General features: G+C 73.3%; 17 protein-coding genes and 3 pseudogenes. 17 read left to right on the forward strand and 3 right to left on the reverse strand.

The features are described 5' to 3' along the window. Positions 1 to 8: 8 nt before the first annotated feature. The 10 genes from RB146_01870 to RB146_01915 all read left to right on the forward strand — a co-directional run bounded on the left by RB146_01870 (position 9) and on the right by RB146_01915 (position 8,876). Positions 9 to 593 carry a (2Fe-2S)-binding protein gene (locus tag RB146_01870; protein MDQ7827729.1) on the forward strand — a complete coding sequence of 195 codons (585 nt, stop codon included), beginning with the start codon at positions 9 to 11 and terminating at the stop codon, positions 591 to 593. Next, complete coding sequence (locus RB146_01875; protein ID MDQ7827730.1) at positions 590 to 1,588, forward strand: ABC transporter substrate-binding protein; 999 nt, start codon at positions 590 to 592, stop codon at positions 1,586 to 1,588. Before RB146_01870 ends, RB146_01875 begins: the two co-directional genes overlap by 4 nt. 35 nt (positions 1,589 to 1,623) lie before the next feature. Further along, positions 1,624 to 2,376: an ABC transporter permease gene (locus RB146_01880; protein MDQ7827731.1), complete on the forward strand. Its 753-nt coding sequence runs from the start codon at positions 1,624 to 1,626 to the stop codon at positions 2,374 to 2,376. Further along, positions 2,373 to 3,152 carry an ABC transporter ATP-binding protein gene (locus tag RB146_01885; protein MDQ7827732.1) on the forward strand — a complete coding sequence of 260 codons (780 nt, stop codon included), beginning with the start codon at positions 2,373 to 2,375 and terminating at the stop codon, positions 3,150 to 3,152. Before RB146_01880 ends, RB146_01885 begins: the two co-directional genes overlap by 4 nt. Next, positions 3,149 to 3,931, forward strand: a complete 783-nt coding sequence (locus tag RB146_01890) for an ABC transporter permease subunit (GenBank protein ID MDQ7827733.1) — start codon at positions 3,149 to 3,151, stop codon at positions 3,929 to 3,931. The genes RB146_01885 and RB146_01890 overlap by 4 nt, the downstream gene beginning before the upstream one ends. A gap of 25 nt (positions 3,932 to 3,956) precedes the next feature. Next, a complete protein-coding gene (locus RB146_01895; GenBank protein ID MDQ7827734.1) occupies positions 3,957 to 4,994 on the forward strand; it encodes an amidohydrolase family protein in 1,038 nt (345 codons plus the stop codon). Positions 4,995 to 4,997: 3 nt separating this feature from the next. Beyond that, positions 4,998 to 6,089 carry a BMP family ABC transporter substrate-binding protein gene (locus RB146_01900; GenBank protein ID MDQ7827735.1) on the forward strand — a complete coding sequence of 364 codons (1,092 nt, stop codon included), beginning with the start codon at positions 4,998 to 5,000 and terminating at the stop codon, positions 6,087 to 6,089. 99 nt (positions 6,090 to 6,188) lie between these two features. Then, positions 6,189 to 7,214 (forward strand): ABC transporter permease, encoded by a 1,026-nt coding sequence (locus RB146_01905; GenBank protein ID MDQ7827736.1) that lies wholly within the window; start codon positions 6,189 to 6,191, stop codon positions 7,212 to 7,214. A 10-nt stretch (positions 7,215 to 7,224) separates the two neighbouring features. Then, the gene (locus RB146_01910; protein MDQ7827737.1) at positions 7,225 to 8,148 is read left to right on the forward strand and encodes an ABC transporter permease; all 924 of its coding nucleotides are present in this window, start codon (positions 7,225 to 7,227) and stop codon (positions 8,146 to 8,148) included. 20 nt (positions 8,149 to 8,168) lie between these two features. Then, positions 8,169 to 8,876: an isochorismatase family cysteine hydrolase gene (locus RB146_01915; GenBank protein ID MDQ7827738.1), complete on the forward strand. Its 708-nt coding sequence runs from the start codon at positions 8,169 to 8,171 to the stop codon at positions 8,874 to 8,876. A 50-nt stretch (positions 8,877 to 8,926) separates the two neighbouring features. On the opposite strand, the gene RB146_01920 is transcribed toward RB146_01915, so the two are convergent. The 3 genes from RB146_01920 to pdhA are packed head-to-tail and all read right to left on the reverse strand — an operon-like array spanning position 8,927 to position 12,178. Beyond that, positions 8,927 to 10,147, reverse strand: coding sequence for a dihydrolipoamide acetyltransferase family protein (locus RB146_01920; GenBank protein MDQ7827739.1), 1,221 nt, complete (start codon positions 10,145 to 10,147; stop codon positions 8,927 to 8,929). A 3-nt stretch (positions 10,148 to 10,150) separates the two neighbouring features. Further along, a complete protein-coding gene (locus RB146_01925) occupies positions 10,151 to 11,131 on the reverse strand; it encodes a pyruvate dehydrogenase complex E1 component subunit beta (protein MDQ7827740.1) in 981 nt (326 codons plus the stop codon). A gap of 12 nt (positions 11,132 to 11,143) precedes the next feature. Then, entirely contained in the window at positions 11,144 to 12,178 is a 1,035-nt protein-coding gene (gene pdhA, locus RB146_01930; protein ID MDQ7827741.1) for a pyruvate dehydrogenase (acetyl-transferring) E1 component subunit alpha, read from the reverse strand. A 37-nt stretch (positions 12,179 to 12,215) separates the two neighbouring features. Here pdhA and add point away from each other — a divergent pair, with 37 nt between their 5' ends. The 7 genes and pseudogenes from add to RB146_01965 all read left to right on the forward strand — a co-directional run bounded on the left by add (position 12,216) and on the right by RB146_01965 (position 18,493). Continuing rightward, positions 12,216 to 13,280, forward strand: coding sequence for an adenosine deaminase (gene add / locus RB146_01935; protein ID MDQ7827742.1), 1,065 nt, complete (start codon positions 12,216 to 12,218; stop codon positions 13,278 to 13,280). A 72-nt stretch (positions 13,281 to 13,352) separates the two neighbouring features. Beyond that, entirely contained in the window at positions 13,353 to 14,177 is an 825-nt protein-coding gene (gene sufC, locus RB146_01940) for a Fe-S cluster assembly ATPase SufC (protein MDQ7827743.1), read from the forward strand. Positions 14,178 to 14,181: 4 nt separating this feature from the next. Then, positions 14,182 to 15,066: pseudogene (gene sufB / locus RB146_01945) on the forward strand (Fe-S cluster assembly protein SufB). Next, positions 15,040 to 16,080: pseudogene (locus RB146_01950) on the forward strand (LAGLIDADG family homing endonuclease). The pseudogenes sufB and RB146_01950 overlap by 27 nt, the downstream one beginning before the upstream one ends. Further along, positions 16,081 to 16,602: pseudogene (locus tag RB146_01955) on the forward strand (SufD family Fe-S cluster assembly protein). It abuts the pseudogene before it with no gap. 93 nt (positions 16,603 to 16,695) lie between these two features. Beyond that, positions 16,696 to 18,108: a Fe-S cluster assembly protein SufD gene (gene sufD / locus RB146_01960; GenBank protein MDQ7827744.1), complete on the forward strand. Its 1,413-nt coding sequence runs from the start codon at positions 16,696 to 16,698 to the stop codon at positions 18,106 to 18,108. A gap of 19 nt (positions 18,109 to 18,127) precedes the next feature. Beyond that, positions 18,128 to 18,493 (forward strand): non-heme iron oxygenase ferredoxin subunit, encoded by a 366-nt coding sequence (locus RB146_01965; GenBank protein MDQ7827745.1) that lies wholly within the window; start codon positions 18,128 to 18,130, stop codon positions 18,491 to 18,493. Positions 18,494 to 18,496 lie beyond the last annotated feature (3 nt).

Genomic DNA, 18,496 nt, shown 5'->3' on the forward strand with positions numbered 1-18,496 from the left:
ACCTGCCCATGAGCGCTGCCACGCCCGCCCCCCGTTCCCCCGTGCCCGCGCGCACGACCCGTCGCCGCCGGCCGCAGCCGGTGGCGGAGCAGCGCATCACCCTCACCGTGAACGGGGTGGCGCGCACGCTGACGGTGCCGGTCCGCCGCACCCTGGCCGACGCCCTGCGCGACGACCTGGGGCTCACCGGCACCCACCTGGGGTGCGAGCACGGGGTGTGCGGCGCCTGCACCGTCCTGCTGGACGGGCGGGCGGTGCGCTCCTGCCTGCTGCTGGCGGTGCAGGCGGACGGCCGGGAGGTGCTCACGGTGGAGGGGCTGGCCCAGGGCGACCGCCTCCACCCCATCCAGGAGGCCTTCTGGGAGACGCACGCCCTGCAGTGCGGGTTCTGCACCCCCGGGTTCCTGATGACGGTCTACGCCTTCCTGCGGGAGACGCCCCACCCCACCGACGAGGAGATCCGGGAGGCGCTGGCGGGCAACCTCTGCCGCTGCACGGGCTACGTGAACATCCTCAAAGCCGTGCGCCTGGCTGCCGAGCGGCTGGCCGCGGGCGAGGCGGCCACCGTGGCAAGAGAGGAGGGAGGACCATGAGGCTCGGGCGCAGTGCGGCGGCGGCGCTGGGGGCGATCACGCTCCTGGCCGCGCTGGTCGGCGCTGCCGGGGAGAGCGTGGCGGCGCCGACGCGGCTCACGGTGCTCTCCACGGTCACGCGCGTGGTCAACCTGCCCATGCTGGTGGGGTTCAAGCTGCTGCGGCAGGACGGGGTGGCCTTTGAGGTCAAGGACCTGCGGACGCCGGAGGCGGTCGTCCTGGCCACCGCCGAGCGGCAGGGTCAGTTCGGGACGGGGTTTGCCGCGTTCTACCCCGCGGTGGAGAAGGGCGCGCCGGTGCGGGCGCTCTTCGAGCTGTCGAAACCCGAGTTCGTCGTCGTGGCCAAACGGGAGATCACCGCGGTGGCGGGCCTCTCCGGCGTGCGGCTGGCCTCCCACTCCCCCGGGTCGACGGTGCAGGCGCTCCTGGAGTTCTTCCTCCTGGACCACCCGGGGGTCTCCCCCAACATCGTCTTCATGCCCGAGGGCTCCCCGGCCCGCGCCGAAGCCATCCTGCGCGGGGCCGTCGACGCCGCGGCCATCGACCTGACGGCGGCGCAGGTGGTGCTCGACCGCGCCCCCGGCCGTTTCCACGTCCTGGTCGACCTGACGCGCATCCCAGTGAGCAGCAGCTTCCTCATCGCCCGCCAGGACTTCATCGAGGGGAACCGGCCGCTGGTGCGGCGGGTGCTCCGCCGGCTCCTGGAGTCGTACCGCCGCGGCGTGGCCAGCCCCGCCTTCTGGGCGGCGGAAGGCGCCGAGTTCTTCCCGGCGGTGCCGCGCGACCAGCTGGAGCGGCAGCTGGCCGCCCTGGCCCGTGTCTTCGACCCCAACGGCGGCATCGACCGGATGACCGGGCAGGGGGCCATCAGCAACATCCAGTTCCAGGTGGCCACCAAGAACCTGAGCGGCCCGGCCTTGAAGTGGAAGCGCGCCCAGTTCTTCGACACGGAGATCCTCGAAGAGCTCCTCGCGGAGCTGGGGCGGGTCCGGTAGGCCCGCCGGGCCCGCGCGCGAAGGGCGGAGGCGGGATGACGGGACACGTGGCGGCCCACCTCCTGCGCATCCTCTCCCTGGTGACGTTCCTGGGGGTGTGGGAGTGGGCGGGGCGGGTGCGGGTTACCTTCGCCTTCCCCACCGTCGGGGCCACCCTGCGGGCGGGGGCGGAGCTCCTGCGGTCCGGCGAGCTGCCCGCCGCCCTGCTGGTGAGCGCCCAGGCCCTCGCCATGGGACTCGGCACGGCGGTGGCCGTGGCGATCCCGCTCGGGCTGGTCATGGGCATGGTCCGCCCGGTGGCGCGGGTGGCGGGGCTGTACCTGGAGCTGCTCATCGCGCTCCCCTCGGCGGCCCTCATCCCCCTGGTCATCCTGACGCTGGGGATCAGCGTGCGCTCCTCGGCGGCGGTCGTCTTCGTCTTCAGCATGCCCTTCATCGCCATGAACGCCTACGGCGGCGTGCGCGAGGTGCCGCCCCGGCTCGTGGAGATGGCCCGCGCCTTCCAGGCCACCCCGGCCCAGCTCTTCGTCAAGGTGATCCTGCCGGGCAGCCTGCCGTTGCTCCTGGCCGGACTGCGCTACGGGCTGTCGCGGGCCTTCGTCGGGCTGGTGATCGCCGAGCTGCTGCTCTCGCCCTTCGGCGTGGGGAAGGTGATGACCACCGCCGCGGCGGTCTTCGCCTACGACCGGCTCTTCGCCACCGTGGCCGTGATCATCCTCCTCGCGGTGGGGGCGCTCACCCTGCTCCAGCGGCTCGAGCGCGTCCTTCTGCGCTGGCGGACCGCATGAGCGTGGACGCCCTGGTCGCCCGGCAGGCCCCCACCCTCATCGAGGTGGTCCGGGCCGCCAAGCGCTTCGGGGCCGTCGCCGCCCTGGCCGACGTCTCGCTGGTGGTCCGTGCCGGGGAGTTCGTCACGCTGATCGGCCCCAGCGGGTGCGGCAAGACGACCCTGCTGAAGATGCTGGCCGGGCTGATCGCCCCGGATGCGGGAGAGATCCGCATCGGCGGACGGACCGTCACCGGGCCGGGACGCGACCGCAGCCTGGTCTTCCAGGACTTCGCCCTCCTCCCCTGGGCGACGGTCCTGCGCAACGTGGCCTTCGGCCTGGAGCTGCAGGGGGTGCCGCGGGCCGAACGGGAGGCCCGGGCCCGCGAGTACATCCGCAAGGTCAAGCTTACCGGGTTCGAGCACCACTACCCGCACCAGCTCTCCGGGGGGATGCAGCAGCGGGTGGGGCTGGCCCGCGCCCTGGTCACCCGCCCGCAGATCCTGCTCATGGACGAGCCCTTTGCCGCTGTGGACGAGCAGACCCGGCGGCTCTTCCAGGACGACCTGTTGCGGCTGGTGGCGGAGGAGGGGACGACGGTGATCTTCGTCACCCACAGCATGGAGGAGGCCGTCTTCCTCTCCGATCGGGTCTACGTCCTGTCGGCCCGTCCCGGCCGGATCATCGAGACGCTCCCCATCCCCCTCCCCCGGCCGAGGACGGACGCCGTGCGCCGGCACCCGGAGTTCACCGAGCTGGTGGAGCGCCTGTGGGCCGTCCTGAAGGAGCTCCAGTGAGGCGGGCGGTCGGAGGGCCCGATGCGCCGGCAGGGCGGGCGCGCCTCGCCGCCTGGGCACAGACCGCGGCCGCGCTGCTGCCGCTCCTCCTCCTGTGGGAGGCCCTGGGGCGGGCGCAGGTCTCCCTCTTCGTGCCTCCCCTTGAGGCCATCGCCCGCGCCTGGGTCGAGGAGGTCGTCACCGGGCGCCTGTGGCGCGCTCTGGCCACCAGCCTGGACGCCCTGGTCACCGGCTACGGCCTCGCGGTGCTGGTGGGCATCCCGCTCGGGCTGCTCATGGGACGGTCGTGGGCGGTGCAGGTCGCAGCCGACCCCTTCGTGAACACCCTGATGTCCGCCCCCCTCTCCGCGCTGGTGCCGGTGCTCATCGTCATCTTCGGCGTCCGGGAGACCGTGGTCACCGCCACCGTCTTCCTCTTCAGCGTCTTCATCGTCGTCGTAAACGCCCGCGCCGGGACGCAGGTGCTGGACCGGTCCCTCGTCGAGATGGCCCGGGCGTTCGGGGCCTCCCCGTGGCAGGTGTTCCAGAAGGTCGCCCTGTGGGCGGCGCTGCCGGCCATTATGGTCGGGCTGCGCCTGGGCGCGCTGCAGGCGGTCAAGGGGATGGTGGTGGGGGAGATCCTGATCGCGGTCACCGGGCTGGGGGAGCGCCTCATCTACTACGGCAACACCTTCCTGATACCGCACCTCTATGCGGCCATCCTGACCGTGCTGCTGCTGGCCCTGGGGGCCTCGCAGCTCGTCCTGGCCGCCGACCGGCTGCTGGTGCGCTGGAAGTGAGCCGAGAGGGGTAGCGGTGGCCGGGATGCGCGTCGACGCCCACGTCCACTACGTCTCGCCGCGGGTCTTCGCCGTGCTGCGTCGTGACGCGGCCCGGTACGGCGTGACGTACCTGGAGACCCCCGCCCCGCAGGTCCACCTCCCCGACGTCCCGCTGGCGCGGCCGATCCTCCCGGCGCTCTCCGACCTGGACGGCCTGCGCGCCCACCGCCACCGCCAGGGCCTCGACCGGCTGGTCCTCGGCCCGCTCATGGACCTGGCGGGCTACGGCCTGCCCGTCGAGCAGGGCGCCCTCCTGAGCCGCCTGGTGAACGAGAGCCTGGCCGCCGACCTGGCTGCGGCGGAGGCCTGCTGGGGGCTGGCCACCGTGCCGCTCCAGGACGGCGACGCGGCCGCCGCGGAGCTGCGCTACGCCGTGCGGCACCTCGGCCTGCGGGGCGCCATGATCGACACCAACGTGCGCGGCCGCAGCCTCGCCCAGGCGCCCCTCGAGCCGTTCTGGGCGGAGGCGCAGGCGCTGGGGGTCCCGGTGGTCCTCCACCCCTTCGCCGTCCCGGCGCTGGAGCGGCTCCGCCCCTACTACCTGCACAATGTCGTGGGCTACCCGTTGGAGACCACGCTGGCCGCGGCGGAGCTGGTCTTCGGCGGCGTGCTGCGGCGGTTTCCAGGTCTCCGCGTCGTCCTGGTCCACGGGGGCGGGTTCCTGCCGTACCAGATCGGCCGGCTGGAGCGGGCGTACCGGGCCCGGGAGGAGGCGCGGGTGCACCTCGACGTCTCCCCGGCGCAGTTCCTGCAGGCCTTCTACTACGACGCCCTCACCCACCACCCCGCCGCCCTGCGGTTCCTGGTGGAGCAGGTCGGGGCGGCGCGGGTGCTGCTGGGCAGCGACTACCCCTTCAGCATGGCCGATCCGGCGCCGGGGGCGACGCTGGACGCGGCGGGGCTTGCGCCCGAGGCGCGGCAGATGGTCGCGGGGGGGACGGCACTGGCGCTGTTCGCACCCCGTACCGGGGCACCGGCGGGCCCCCGCCCGGCGGGCCCTCACCATGGAGAGGAGGAGTGACCCATGCAGGTCGGCAGACGGTTCTGTGCGCTGGTCCTGGCCGTCCTCGTGCTGGCGACGGCGGCCGCATCCACGGCAGGGGCGGGCCAGGCGGCCACCCGGGTGGCCTTCATCTACGTGGGCCCCATCGGCGACGCCGGCTGGACCTACCAGCACGACCAGGCGCGCCGCCACCTGGAGCGCACGCTGGGCGTGCAGACGCGCTACGTGGAGTCGGTCCCGGAGACGGCCGAGGTGGCCCGGGTGATGGAGCAGTTCATCCGCCAGGGCTACCGCATCATCTTCGCCACCGCCTTCGGCTACCAGACCTTCGGCCTGCAGGTGGCCCGCCGCCACCCCGACGTGCGCATCATCGGCATCGGGCCGGCCATCGGGCTGGCGCCCAACGTGAAGACCATCTACGGGCGCATCTGGGAGGGGCGCTACCTGACCGGCCTCGTGGCCGGGAAGATGACCCGCACCAACACCATCGGCTTCGTCGCCGCCCACCCCATCAGCACCGTCGTGGCCGGTGTGAACGCCTTCGCCCTCGGCGTGTGGTCCGTGAACCCCAACGCGCGCATCCGGGTGGTGTGGACGCGCACCTGGTACGACCCGCCCAAGGAGAAGTCCGCCGCCAAGGCGCTGCTCGATGCCGGCGCGGACGTCATCGCCCAGCACCAGGACACCCCGAGCGCCCTCCAGGCCGCGGCCGAGGAGGGGAAGTGGGGGATCGGCTCCGAGTCCAACATGCAGCGCTTCGCCCCCCGCGCCTACCTCACCGGCACCATCTGGGACTGGCGGGCGGTGGACGAGGCGATCGTGCGGGGCATCCAGCGGGGGCAGTTCCGCTCCGAGGACTACTACGGCGGGCTCGCCGACCGCATGGTCTCGCTCGGCCCCTTCCACCCCGACGTGCCCGCGGACGTGCGGCGCCTGGTGGACGAGCGGCGGCGCGGCATCATCGCCGGGACCTTCCAGATCTTCAAGGGGCCGCTGGCCGACCAGAACGGCCGTGAGCGCGTCCCCAAGGGCAGGGTGATGACCCTGAAGGAGATCCTCGCCTTCAACTGGCTGCTGCGCGGCATCGAGGGGCAGCCCCCGACGGCGCGGTAGCCTGTGGGAGCGGCCGAGCGCCCGCTGCGGGTGCGCGCGCCGGCGGCCGGCGCGGCCCGGTCCGCGGGTCCCGCTTCCCCCGCCTGGGCGGAGGGGGCGGTGCTCCGCGCCGGTGGTGTGGCGGCGGCGCTGCTGGTGGGCGCGGCGCTGCTCGCCGCCACTGGGCACGACCCCTGGACCGCCTACCGGGAGATGGCCGTCGGCGCCTTCGGGTCGGCCTACGCCTGGGAGCAGACCCTGGTGAAGGCCATCCCGCTGGCGCTCACCGGGCTGGGGGTAGCGCTGGCCTTCACGATGGGGCTGTGGAACATCGGCGCGGAAGGCCAGCTCCTCGTGGGGGCGCTCGCCGCCTCCTGGCTGGCGCTGGCCGGTCCGGCGCTGCCACCCGCGGCGGCGGTGCCCGCTCTGATGCTCCTCGGCGCCGCCGGCGGGGCGCTGTGGGCGCTCGGCCCCGCACTGCTGCGGGCCTACGCCGGGGTGAGCGAGATCATCTCCACCCTCATGCTCAACTACGTCGCCGCGCTGTGGGTGGACTACCTGGTCTTCGGCGCCTGGGCCGACCCGGCGGCGTTCAGCTTCCCGTACTCCCGCCCCTTCCCGGAAGGGATGCGCTTCCCCCTGCTCGTCGGCGAGGTCCACCTGGGAGCTCTCCTGGCGCTGGTGCTGGCCGCCCTGCTGGCCTGGGCGGTGCGCCGCACGCGCTGGGGGTTCGAGGTGCGGGCCATCGGGGCCGGAGCGGAGGCGGCGCACGCCGCGGGAGTGGCCGTGCGGCGCTATGTCCTGGGGGTGATGGCCGTGAGCGGCGCCCTGGCGGGGCTGGCGGGCGTGGGGGAGGTGGCCGGCGTGGTCCACCGCCTCCAGCAGGGGCTCTCACCGGGCTACGGGTTCAGCGCCATCATCGTCGCCTGGCTGGCCGGGCTCCACCCCTGGGCCGTGGTGGCCGTGGCGGTGCTCTTCGCCGGGCTGCTCAACGGCGGGTTCGTCATCCAGACCGCCGGGGTGCCCGCGGCCATCGCCGCGATGCTGCAGGCGCTCATCCTGTTCTTCGTGCTGGCCGGCGAGGTGGCCGTGCGCCGCCGCCGCCGTCACCGCCTGCTGGCCGCATCCGCCGCCAGCGGGGCCTGACCCGACGCCCGTGGACCCGCTGACCGCGCTGGCCGCCGCCGCCGTCACGCTGGGCACCCCGCTGCTGCTGGCCGGGCTGGGCGAACTGGTGGCGGAGCGCAGCGGCGTGCTCAACCTGGGGGTGGAGGGCGTGATGCTGGTCGGGGCGGTGACGGGCTTCGCCGTGGCCGTGGCCACGCGCGAGCCGTGGCTGGCCGTGGCCGCCGCGCTGGCGGTGGGGGCGGTGCTCGGGGGGGTGCACGCCGCCCTCACGGTGGGCCTGGGGGTCGAGCAGGTGACCGCCGGCCTGGCGCTGGCGCTCTTCGGGACGGGGCTCAGCGCCTTCCTGGGGAAGCCGCTGATCGGCATCCCCAACCCCGTCCCCTTCCGGGCCCTGGCCGTCCCGGGGCTGGCGGCCCTGCCGGTGGCGGGTCCTGTCCTCTTCCGGCAGGACGCGCTGGTCTACCTGGCCTACGCGCTGGCGGTGGCGGCGTGGTGGTGGCTCGACCACACGCGGTCGGGGCTGCGCCTGCGCGCCTGCGGGGAGCACCCCGAGGCGGCGGACGCCATGGGCGTGAACGTGGCGGCGGTGCGCGCGGGGGCGGTGGTGGCGGGCGGGGCCCTGGCGGGCCTGGCCGGGGCGTACCTCTCCCTGGCCTACACGCCGGCCTGGACCGAGCACATGACCGGAGGGCTCGGGTGGATCGCCATCGCGCTGGTGATCTTCGGGACGTGGCGCCCGCTGCGCCTGGCCGCCGGCGCCGTCCTCTTCGGCGCGGTGGACGCCCTGGGGTTCCGGGCGCAGGTGCTGGGGGTGGAGACCTCGGCCATCCTGCTGCGCATGCTGCCGTACCTGTTCACGCTGGGGGTGCTCTTCGTGATCACCGTGTTGCGGCGCCGGGGCGGGGCCGGCGTGCCCGAAGCCCTGGCCCGTCCCTACCGCCGCGAGGCGTGAGCCGACGAGGAGGGATCGCCATGGAGGCCTACTTCTACGGGGCGCGCAAGCCCGTGCCGCCGGCGTTCGCCGAGTGGCTCGACCCTCAGGTGACGGCCGCGGTCTCCATCGACATGCACCGCGGCCACCTGGACGCGGACGACCCGGAGTGTCCCTGCCCGGCGCCGCGGGCGCGGGAGATCGTCGAGCCCATCAACGCCTTCCACCGGGCCTGCCGCCGGCTGGGCGTCCCGGTCATCCACGTGAAGACCGGCCTGCGCCCCAGCGGCGTCGACGACGTGCGCGGCATCCCGTCCGCCTGGCGCCTGACCTTCCCCATGACCGTCGGGCCCATCCCAGGGCACGAGCGCCACGGGCTGCAGGGGACGCGGTGGACCGAGCTGGTCACCGAGGTGGCCCCCGAGGACCACATCGTCGACACGAAGAAGCGGCTGAGCATCTTCTACCCGACCGACCTGGACTTTCTCCTGCGCCAGCTGCGGCGGCGCACGGTGGTGCTCACCGGCGGGTTCACCGACTGCTGCGTGCTCAACGCCGCCTTCGACGCGGCCAACCGGGACTACCGGGTGGTGGTGCCGCGCGATCTGGTGCGCGGTTTCTCGCCGGAGATGGAGGAGGCGGCGCTGCACATCGTCTCCCTCCACCTGGGGCTGGTGGTGGACGCCGCTGACCTGCTGGCGGCGTGGGAGGCCCGCCTGGGACAGCGCGTAGAGGGGCTGGCGGGCTAGGCCGTCCGCGTCGACCGGAACTACTCCAGCCTGCCGCAGTCCACCCGGAACTACTCCAGCCTGCCGGGGTCGACGACGAGCAGCAGCGGCGTCTCCAGCAGGCGCCGCAGCTCGGCCAGGTACCGGGCGGCCTCGGCGCCGTCCGTCACCCGGTGGTCGGCCGAGAGGGTGGCCTTCATGACGTGCGCCGCGCGCACCTGTCCCCCGTCCACCACCGCGCGCGGCAGCGCCGTCCCCACGGCCAGGATCGCCGCCTGGGGCGGGTTGATGATGGCGGCGAAGGACTCCACCTCGAACATCCCCAGGTTGCTCACGGTGAAGGTCCCGCCCTCCAGCTCCTCGGGGCGCAGCCGGCCGCTGCGGGCGCGCTCGGCCAGGTCGCGCGCCTCCCGGGCGATGGCCACCAGGCCCTTGCGGTCGGCGTGGCGGATCACCGGGACGATGAGTCCCTCGGGCCGGTCCACGGCCACCCCGACGTGGACCTCGCCGTAGCGTAGCACCGTCTCCCCGCGGTAGGAGGCGTTCAGGTTGGGGAAGGCGCGCAGCGCCAGCGCCGCCGCCTTCACCACCAGGTCGTTCACGGAGACGACCTTCTCCCCCAGCGCCGCGTTGAGCTGGCGGCGCAGGTCGAGGGCCGCGTCCATGCGGATCTCCACGGTGACGTAGAAGTGCGGGACGGGGCCCTTGGCCTCCACCATGCGCTGCGCCACCGTGCGGCGCGGGCGGCCGAGCGGCACCTCCTCGGTGCGGAGGGGAGGGGTGGGTGGGGCGGCGGGCGCCGCGCCGGCCGTCCGGGCCAGGTAGGCCTCGACGTCCTCTTTGGTGATGCGGCCCTCGGGGCCGGTGCCGGTGAGGGCGGCCAGGTCGACTCCATGCTCCCGGGCCAGGCGCCGGGCCAGCGGTGAGGCCTTGATCCGCTCCTCGGCGGGGATGCGCGCGGGGGCGGGGGCCTCCGCCGGTGTCGCGGGACGGGGCGCCGCAGGCTCGGCACCGGGAGTGGACCGGGCCGGCGCCGTCGCTGTGCCGGGCTGCTCCCCCGGCCGGCCGATCACCGCGATGGGCTGCCCCACCGGCACCGACTGCCCCTCCGGAGCCAGCACCTCCAGCAGCGTGCCGGCCTCCTCCGCGGGCAGCTCGACGTTCACTTTGTCCGTCTCGATCTCGGCGATGGGCTCCCCCGGGGCCACCGCGTCCCCCGGCCGCTTCATCCAGCGGAGGATCTTCCCCTCCGTCATGGCGTCGCCCATCTTCGGCATGATGACCTCGGCCATGGCCTATCCCCGGTAGAGCGTGCGGCGCACCGCCTGGACGATGTCGGGTTCGTGCGGCAGGGCCAGCACTTCCAGGTTGCGGGCGTAGGGCATGGGGACATCGGCGCCAGTGACACGCTCCACCGGCGCGTCCAGGTCGTCGAAGGCGTGCTCGTAGATCAGGGCGGCGATCTCGGCGGCGGCCCCGAAGGGGCGCCACTGCTCCTGCACCACCACCGCCCGGTGCGTGCGCCGCACCGAGCGCAGCACCGTCTCCAGGTCGAGGGGGCGCAGGGAGCGCAGGTTGATCACCTCGGCCTCGATCCCCTCCTGCGCCAGCTGCTCCGCCGCCGCCAGCGCCAGCGCCACCATGCGGCTGTAGGCCACGACGGTGACGTCCCGCCCGCGCCGGGCCACCTCGGCCTGCCCGAAGGGGATGGTGACGTCCCCGTCGGGGACCTCCCCCTTGGTCCCGTACAGGGCGGCGTTCTCCAGGAAGATCACCGGGTCGTGGCTGCGGATGGCCTGCCGCAGCAGCCCGCGGGCGTCCGCCGGGGTGGCCGGCGCCACCACCCGCAGCCCCGGGAAGTGGGCGTAGAGGACCTCCAGGCTCTGGGAGTGCTGGGCCGAGAGCTGCACCCCCGCGCCGTTGGGGCCGCGGATGACCATGGGCACGCTCACCTGGCCCCCGGAGAAGTAGCGCACCTTGGCGGCGTTGTTGAGGATCTGGTCGGCGGCCAGGATGGAGAAGTTCCAGGTCATCACCTCCACCACCGGACGCAGGCCCAGCATGGCCATGCCGATGGCCGCCCCGACGAAGCCCAGCTCGGAGATGGGCGTGTCGATGACGCGCCGCGGGCCGTAGCGCTGCAGCAGGTCGGCGGTGATGCGGAAGGTGCCCTGGTAGACGCCGATGTCCTCGCCGAGGAGGACGACCGTGGGGTCGCGGTCCATCTCCTCGATCAGGGTGGTGCGCAGGGCGTCCCGGTAGGTCAGCTCGGGCATCGGGACGCGCCCTCAGGGGACGAAGCCCGACGGCGGGTCGGTGTAGACGTCGCGGGTGAGCTCCTCGGGGTCCGGGGCGGGGCTCTCCTCGGCGAAGCGGACCGCCTCGGCCACCTGGGCCTCCGCCTCCTGGCCGATCGCGGCCACCTGCGCGTCGTCGAGCAACCCGGCCTCGCGCAGCCGCCGCTCCAGCAGCAGGATGGGGTCGCGCTGTTTCCAGCGCTCCACCTCCTCGCGGGTGCGGTAGGGCTGGAAGAGGTCGGCCGCCCCGTGGCCGGCAAACCGGTAGGTCAGGCATTCCACCGCGTAGGGGGCGCCGCGCTCCCGCACCTGGCGGACGACGCGCTGGGCGGTCTCGTGCACCGTGAGGAGGTCCTGTCCGTCGATGCGCTCGCTGGGGATGCCGTAGGCATCGAACTTGCGGGCGAGCTCCGTGACGACGGTGGAGCGCTCCACCGAGGTGCCCATGGCGTACTGGTTGTTCTCGACGACGTAGACGATCGGGCAGAGCCCCTCGCGGCCCCACAGGGCGGCCATGTTCACCGGCTCGTGGAAGGACCCGGAGTGCATCGCCCCGTCGCCGAGGAAGCACAGGCAGATCCGGTCGGTGCCCAGGTAGCGCAGGGCGTAGGCCGCCCCCGTGGCCAGCGGGATGTGCCCGCCGACGATCCCGTACCCGCCGTAGAACCCGCGGGCCACGTCGAAGATGTGCATCGATCCGCCCTTGCCCTTGGCCACGCCCGTGACCTTGCCGAAGAGCTCGGCCATGATGCGGCGCGGCTCCGTGCCGCGGAAGATGGCGTGGGCGTGGTCGCGGTAGGCGGTGAAGAAGATGTCGTCGGCCCGCAGCGCCGCCAGCCACCCCGCCGCCACCGCCTCCTGGCCGTTGTAGAGGTGCAGGTAGCCGCCGACCTTCCCCCGCCGGAAGGCCCGTTCCGCCTCCTCCTCGAAGCGCCGGGCCAGGACCATCAGCCGGTACCAGGGCAGGTAGGTGGCGAGCTCCTCGCCGGGGCGCGCAGGGGCGGCTTCCCGCTTCACCGTCGCCATGACTTAACAATTATATCGGCCGCTATAATGGCGGCAAATGTCCGGCACACCTCCCCGCGAGGCTGCGGACGGTCCCGGGGCCGCCGGGGTGCCCGCCGCCCTGCGCGCCCTGCCCAAGGTGGAGCTCCACCTCCACCTGGAGACCTCGCTGCGCTTGCGCCGGCTGGCTGAGCGCTCGCCCGACGCCGGCGACCGCCTCGGGGCCCCGCACCTCGTGGCCGACCCGGCCGCCTTCACCGGCTACGACCGGCTGCGCCGCCTGCGCTATGCCGGCCGCGCCGGCCGCATCCCCGACGCCCTCTACACCCCGGCCAACCTGCGGCAGATCACCGCCGAGCTGCTGGCGGAGTGCGCGGCCCAGGGGGTGCGCCACGTGGAGGTGCGGGTGGGCGGCCGGCGGGCCTTCGCCGCGCTGGGGGTGCGCGGGGTGCTGGAGGCCATGGCCGAGGCGGCGCAGGCCGCGCGGCCGGCGCTGGGGATCAGCGCGGGGCTGATCGTGACCCTCGTGCGCGAGCGCGGACCGGCAGAGGCCGAGCGGGTCGTGCGGGAGGCGGTGGCCTGCCGCGACTGCGGGGTGGTGGGGGTCGACCTGGCCGGGGACGAGGCCAACTTCCCGCCGGCGATGTTCCGGGCGGCTATCGACCGGGCGCGCGAGGCCGGGCTCGGCGTCACCGTGCACGCCGGGGAGTTCACCGGCCCGGCCAGCATCTGGACCGCCCTCTACCACCTGGGGGCGCAGCGCATCGGCCACGGCCTGCGGGCGGTCGAGGACCCCGAGCTCCTGGCCTACCTGCGGGAGCACCGCATCACCCTGGAGGTGTGCCCGACGAGCAACGTCCGGCTGGGGCTCGTCCCCTCGCTGGAGCGCCACCCCCTGCGCACCTTCCTGGAGGCCGGGGTCCCGGTGACGGTGAGCAGCGACGACCCGCTGCTGCTGCACACCGACCTGACCCGGGAGCTGTGGGCGGTGCAGCGGACCTGCGGGCTCACCCTCGACGACCTGGGCGGCCTGATGGCCACAGCCGCCCGGGCGGCCTTCCTGCCGCCGGCTGCCCGGGCGGCGCTCCTGCGTGCGTGGCCGCGGGGGGTCGAGGTCGTTTGACGCCCCACGCAGCTCGCCGTAGAATGATTGTTGAGTGATTTCATTAAGAATTGTTGGGCAGCCGGAGGCTCCATGCCCGACCTGGAGATTCGCGACCTGCACGTCCAGGTGGAGGACCGGGTGATCCTCAAGGGAGTCACCCTCACCGTCAACCGGGGCGAGATCCACGCGCTCATGGGCCCCAACGGCTCGGGGAAGTCCACCCTGGCCAACGTCCTCATGGGCAACCCCTTCTACCAGGTGGTGCGCGGGGACGTCTTCTACAAGGGGGAGGACCTCCTGGCCATGGCCCCGGACGAGCGGGCCCGGAAGGGCCTCTTCATCGCCTTCCAGTACCCCGTGGCCATCCCCGGCGTGACCATGGCCTCCTTCCTGCGCACGGCCGTGAGCGCCCGCCGAGGCTACGAGCAGGAGCTCATGCCGGTGGGGGAGTTCCAAAAGCTCCTCCGCCAGAAGATCGCCGAGCTGCGCATCGACCCCAGCATCGCCGGCCGCTACATCAACGAGGGCTTCAGCGGCGGGGAGAAGAAGCGGGCGGAGATCCTGCAGATGGCCCTGCTCGAGCCGGAGATCGCCATCATGGACGAGACCGACTCCGGCCTGGACATCGACTCGGTGAAGGTGGTGGCGGACGGCGTCAACCGCATGTACGAGCAGCTGGGGCTGGGGCTGGTCGTCATCACCCACTACTCCCGCATCCTCCACTACATCCGTCCCCACCACGTCCACGTGATGTTCGACGGGCGGCTGGTGGTCTCGGGCGGCCCGGAGCTGGCGGAGGAGCTGGAGCAGAAGGGCTACGAGGGCATCAAGTCCCAGGTGGAGGTGGTGGCGGCGGAGGTCCAGGAGTCGGGCGCCGTCCGCCGCGCGGGCAAAGTCTTCTGGGTGGTACACTGAGGCCATGGCGACGACGAACCCGCTGGGCATCGACCTCGACCACTACAAGTGGGGGTTCCGGGAGCCGGAGCGCTACGTCTTCAAGGCCCGCCCCGGGCTGACCCGCGAGGTGGTGGAGGAGATCTCCGCCATGAAGGGCGAGCCCGCGTGGATGCGGGCCTACCGCCTGCACGCCTACGAGCACTTCGTACGGCGGCCCATGCCGCGCTGGGGGGCCGACCTCTCCGGCATCGACTTCGACCGCATCTACTACTACATCAAGCCCACGGAGCGGCAGGGGCGGTCGTGGGAGGAGCTGCCCGAGGAGATCCGGCGCACCTACGACCGGCTGGGCATCCCCGAGGCGGAGAAGAAGTTCCTGGCCGGGGTGGGGGCGCAGTACGAGAGCGAGGTGGTGTACCACAACCTCAAGGAGGAGTGGGAGAAGCTCGGGGTCATCTTCCTCGACACCGACACCGCGCTCCGCCAGCACCCCGACCTGGTGCGGGAGTACTTCGGCACCGTGGTCCCGCCCGAGGACAACAAGTTCGCCGCCCTGAACTCGGCGGTCTGGTCGGGCGGGTCCTTCATCTACGTGCCCGAGGGTGTGCGGGTGGACATCCCGCTGCAGGCCTACTTCCGCATCAACGCCGAGCGGATGGGGCAGTTCGAGCGGACGCTGATCATCTGCGAACCGGGCTCCTACGTCCACTACGTGGAGGGGTGCACGGCGCCCCTCTACTCCAGCGACTCGCTGCACAGCGCCGTGGTGGAGATCATCGTCAAGGAAGGGGCGCGCTGCCGCTACACGACCATCCAGAACTGGTCGCCCAACGTCTACAACCTCGTGACCAAGCGCGCCGTGGCCTACCGCGACGCCACCATGGAGTGGGTGGACGGGAACATCGGCTGCCTCACCGACGACGCGCGGATCCTGCTGAACAACGACGTCAAGCCCATCGCCGAGGTGGAGGCCGGGGACACCGTCTACACGGTGGACGCCGAGCTCCACCTGGTCCGGCGCAAGGTCCTGGGCAAGCGCTACAGCGGCCGCCAGCCCGTCTTCCGCCTGCGCGCGGCCAACCACCGGGAGATCCGCGCCACGGCCAACCACCCCTTCCTGACGCTGCGCCGGCAGGGGACGCACCTCGCCCTCACCTGGGCCCGGCTCGACGAGCTGCGGCCCGGGGACTTCGTGGCCATCGCGGGCGCCGTGCCGGACAGCGGGGTGCCGGCCACCTTCCCGCCGCTGCCGCGGCGGGGCAGCAAGCCGGTGACGCTGCCGCAGGTGAGCACCGAGGAGCTGATGTGGCTGCTCGGGCTCTACCTGGCGGACGGCTACCTGGAGCGCGCCCGCGTCTACTTCGCCGTCCCGCCGGGCGACCGCGCCCACGACCGGATGATGGCCCTCCTGCGGACGCGCTTTGGAGTGGAGGCGCAGGTGAAGGGTAACGCGGTGCGGGTGAACTCCGTCGACCTGGCGGAGTGGTTCCGCCGGCAGGGCTTGGCCGGCCGGGCCACCGAGAAGCGCGTCCCGCCGTGGGTCTACCGCCTGCCCAGGGCTCAGCGGCTCGCCTTCCTTGAGGGCTACATCGACGGCGACGGGCACCGACGTCCCGGGCACAAGAACCTCTCCGTCACCAGCGCCAGCCGGGCGCTCCTGGAGGACGTCAAGGCGCTGGCCATCTCCTGCGGCCTCGACCCGCGGAAGATCTCCCGCTGGACGCGGGGGGCGCGGAAGCCGCTGGGGGTCGAGCCCAAGGCCTACACCCACTACTTCCTCTACTTCGGGGAGCGGCCCTACGAGCGCCCGGTGCACTTCTCGCGGGTGGCCGCCATCGAGCCGGAGGGCGTGGAGGACACCTGGGACATCGAGATCGAGGGCACGCACAACTTCGTGGCCAACGGGTTCATCGTGCACAACAGCAAGGTGACGATGAAGTACCCCTCCGTCTACATGCTCGAGCCCGGCGCCAAGGCGGAGATCCTCTCCGTGGCCTACGCCGGCCGCGGGCAGCACCAGGACCCGGGCGGCAAGGTCATCCACGCCGCGCCCTACACCCAGTCCAGCGTGGTGAGCAAGTCCATCGCCAAGGACGGCGGCCGGGCCGGGTACCGCGGCCTGGTGAAGGTCTACCCCGGGGCCAAGGGGAGCAAGTGCGCGGTGCGCTGCGACGCCCTGATCCTGGACGAGCGGTCGCGCTCCGACACCTACCCCTACATGGAGATCGACGAGGAGGACGTGCAGATCACCCACGAGGCCACCGTCTCCAAGGTGTCGGACGAGCAGCTCTTCTACCTCATGGCCCGGGGCATCAAGGCCGACGAGGCGATGGGGATGATCGTGCGCGGCTTCATCGAGCCCATCACCAAGGAGCTGCCGCTGGAGTACGCGGTGGAGCTCAACCGGCTGATCGCCCTGGAGATGGAAGGATCGGTGGGCTAGGCGCGCATCGGGCGGCGCGGCGTCGCGGACGCGGACAGGAGGCAGGGCGCGACCCGTGTCCTGCCTCCTGCGCTGCGAGACGGTTGCGGGACGATGGAGGAGCGGACGACGGTGACGGAGGCGGGGAGGGCCTGCGGGGCCACGGAGGACCGGCCGGTGACGCTCGCCGGCCTGGGGCCGACGGCCGCCGCGGCGCTGGGGGAGCGCCTGGGCGAGCCGGGGTGGCTGCGCGACCTGCGCGCGGAGGCCTGGCGCCTGGCCGAGGCGCTGCCGCTCCCGGACCCCGCCCAGGAGGAGTGGCGGCGCACCGACCTGAGCGGGCTCGACCTGGCGGCCCTGGTGCCGGCGCCGCTCCCCCGCCATGGCGCCGGCATCCCGCGCGTGCTCGAGGACATCCTCGGCCTGAGCGGCGACGGGGCTGGCGCCCTGGCCGAGGCACACGGCGGGCTGCTGGTCCACCGCGACGCCGGCCCCGTGCGGGCGGCCCTCGACGCGGCCCTGGCCGCCCGCGGGGTGCGCTTCACCGACCTGGCCACCGCCACGCGCGACCACCCGGATCTCCTGCGCGAGCACCTGCACCGCCTGATCCGGCCGGAGGAGCTGAAGTTCCGGGCGCTGGGGGCGGCGCTGCGGGGGGCCGGCACCTTCCTCTACGTCCCCCCGGGCGTCGAGGTGACCGTGCCGCTCCTGGCCGCGGCCTGGCTAGACACGCCCGGGGCGCTCCACAGCCCCCACACGCTGGTGGTGGCCGACCGCGGCAGCGTGGTGACGCTCATCGAGGTGAGCGGCTCGCTGGGGGTGGAGCGCCAGACCCTGGTCACCCGCACGACGGAACTGGTGGTGGGGGAGGGGGCGCAGGTGCGCCACGTCCTCTTCCAGGAGTGGGGCGCGGGGGTCTGGGAGGTGGGGGCGGTCCGGGCGCGCTTGGCCCGGGACGCCACCCTGCGCAGCCTGGTCGTGGCCTTCGGGGGCAGCCTGGTGAAGACCGACGTGGAGTGCCTGCTGGCCGGCCCCGGCGCCCAGTCGGAGATGCTGGGGGTCTACTTCGGCGCCGACCGGCAGCACGTCGACTTCCACACCCTCCAGGAGCACCAGGCCCCGCACACCCTCTCCGACCTGCTCTACAAGGGGGCGGTGCAGGACCGCGCCCGCACCGTCTTCGCCGGGCTGATCCGCGTCCACTACGGCGCCCAGAAGACCAACGCCTTCCAGTCCAACCGCAACCTCATCCTGAACGCCGGGGCGAAGGCGGACAGCATCCCCAAGCTGGAGATCATGGCCAACGACCTGCGCTGCACCCACGGCTCGGCGACGAGCCGGCTGCACGAGGAGCACCTCTTCTACCTGATGAGCCGGGGGCTCACCCGCCCCCGGGCGGTGCGCATGGTGGTGGACGGCTTCTTCGCCGAGGTGCTGGACCGCATCCCGCTGGAGCGCCTGCGCGCCCGCGTCCACGAGGGCATCGCCGCCCGGCTGGCCCGGCGGCAGGAGGACGCCGCGGCATGACCGAGGGGGCCGGGCCGGCATGACCGAGGGGGCCGTGTCGGAGGAGCGGTTCGTCCGGGTGGCCTCCCTGGCGGAGCTGCCCCCGGGGACGGCGAAGCGGGTGTTCCTGGACGGCTACCGCATCGCGCTCTTCAACGTCGGCGGCACGGTCTACGCCATCGACGACACCTGTACCCACGAGGACGCCTCCCTGGCCGAGGGTGCGCTGTCCGGCGAGATCGTGGCCTGTCCCAAGCACGGCTCGCGCTTCCACATCCCCACGGGGCGGGTGCTGTCGCTGCCGGCCGTCCGGCCGGTGCGCACCTACCCCGTGCGGGTCGAGGGGACGGAGGTGCTGGTGGCGCCGGCGCCGCGGCAGGGCGTCGGGTTGCCCCACCGGCGGTGAGGA

This window comes from Armatimonadota bacterium (assembly GCA_031081585.1).
GTDB lineage: Bacteria > Sysuimicrobiota > Sysuimicrobiia > Sysuimicrobiales > Humicultoraceae > Geohabitans > Geohabitans tengchongensis.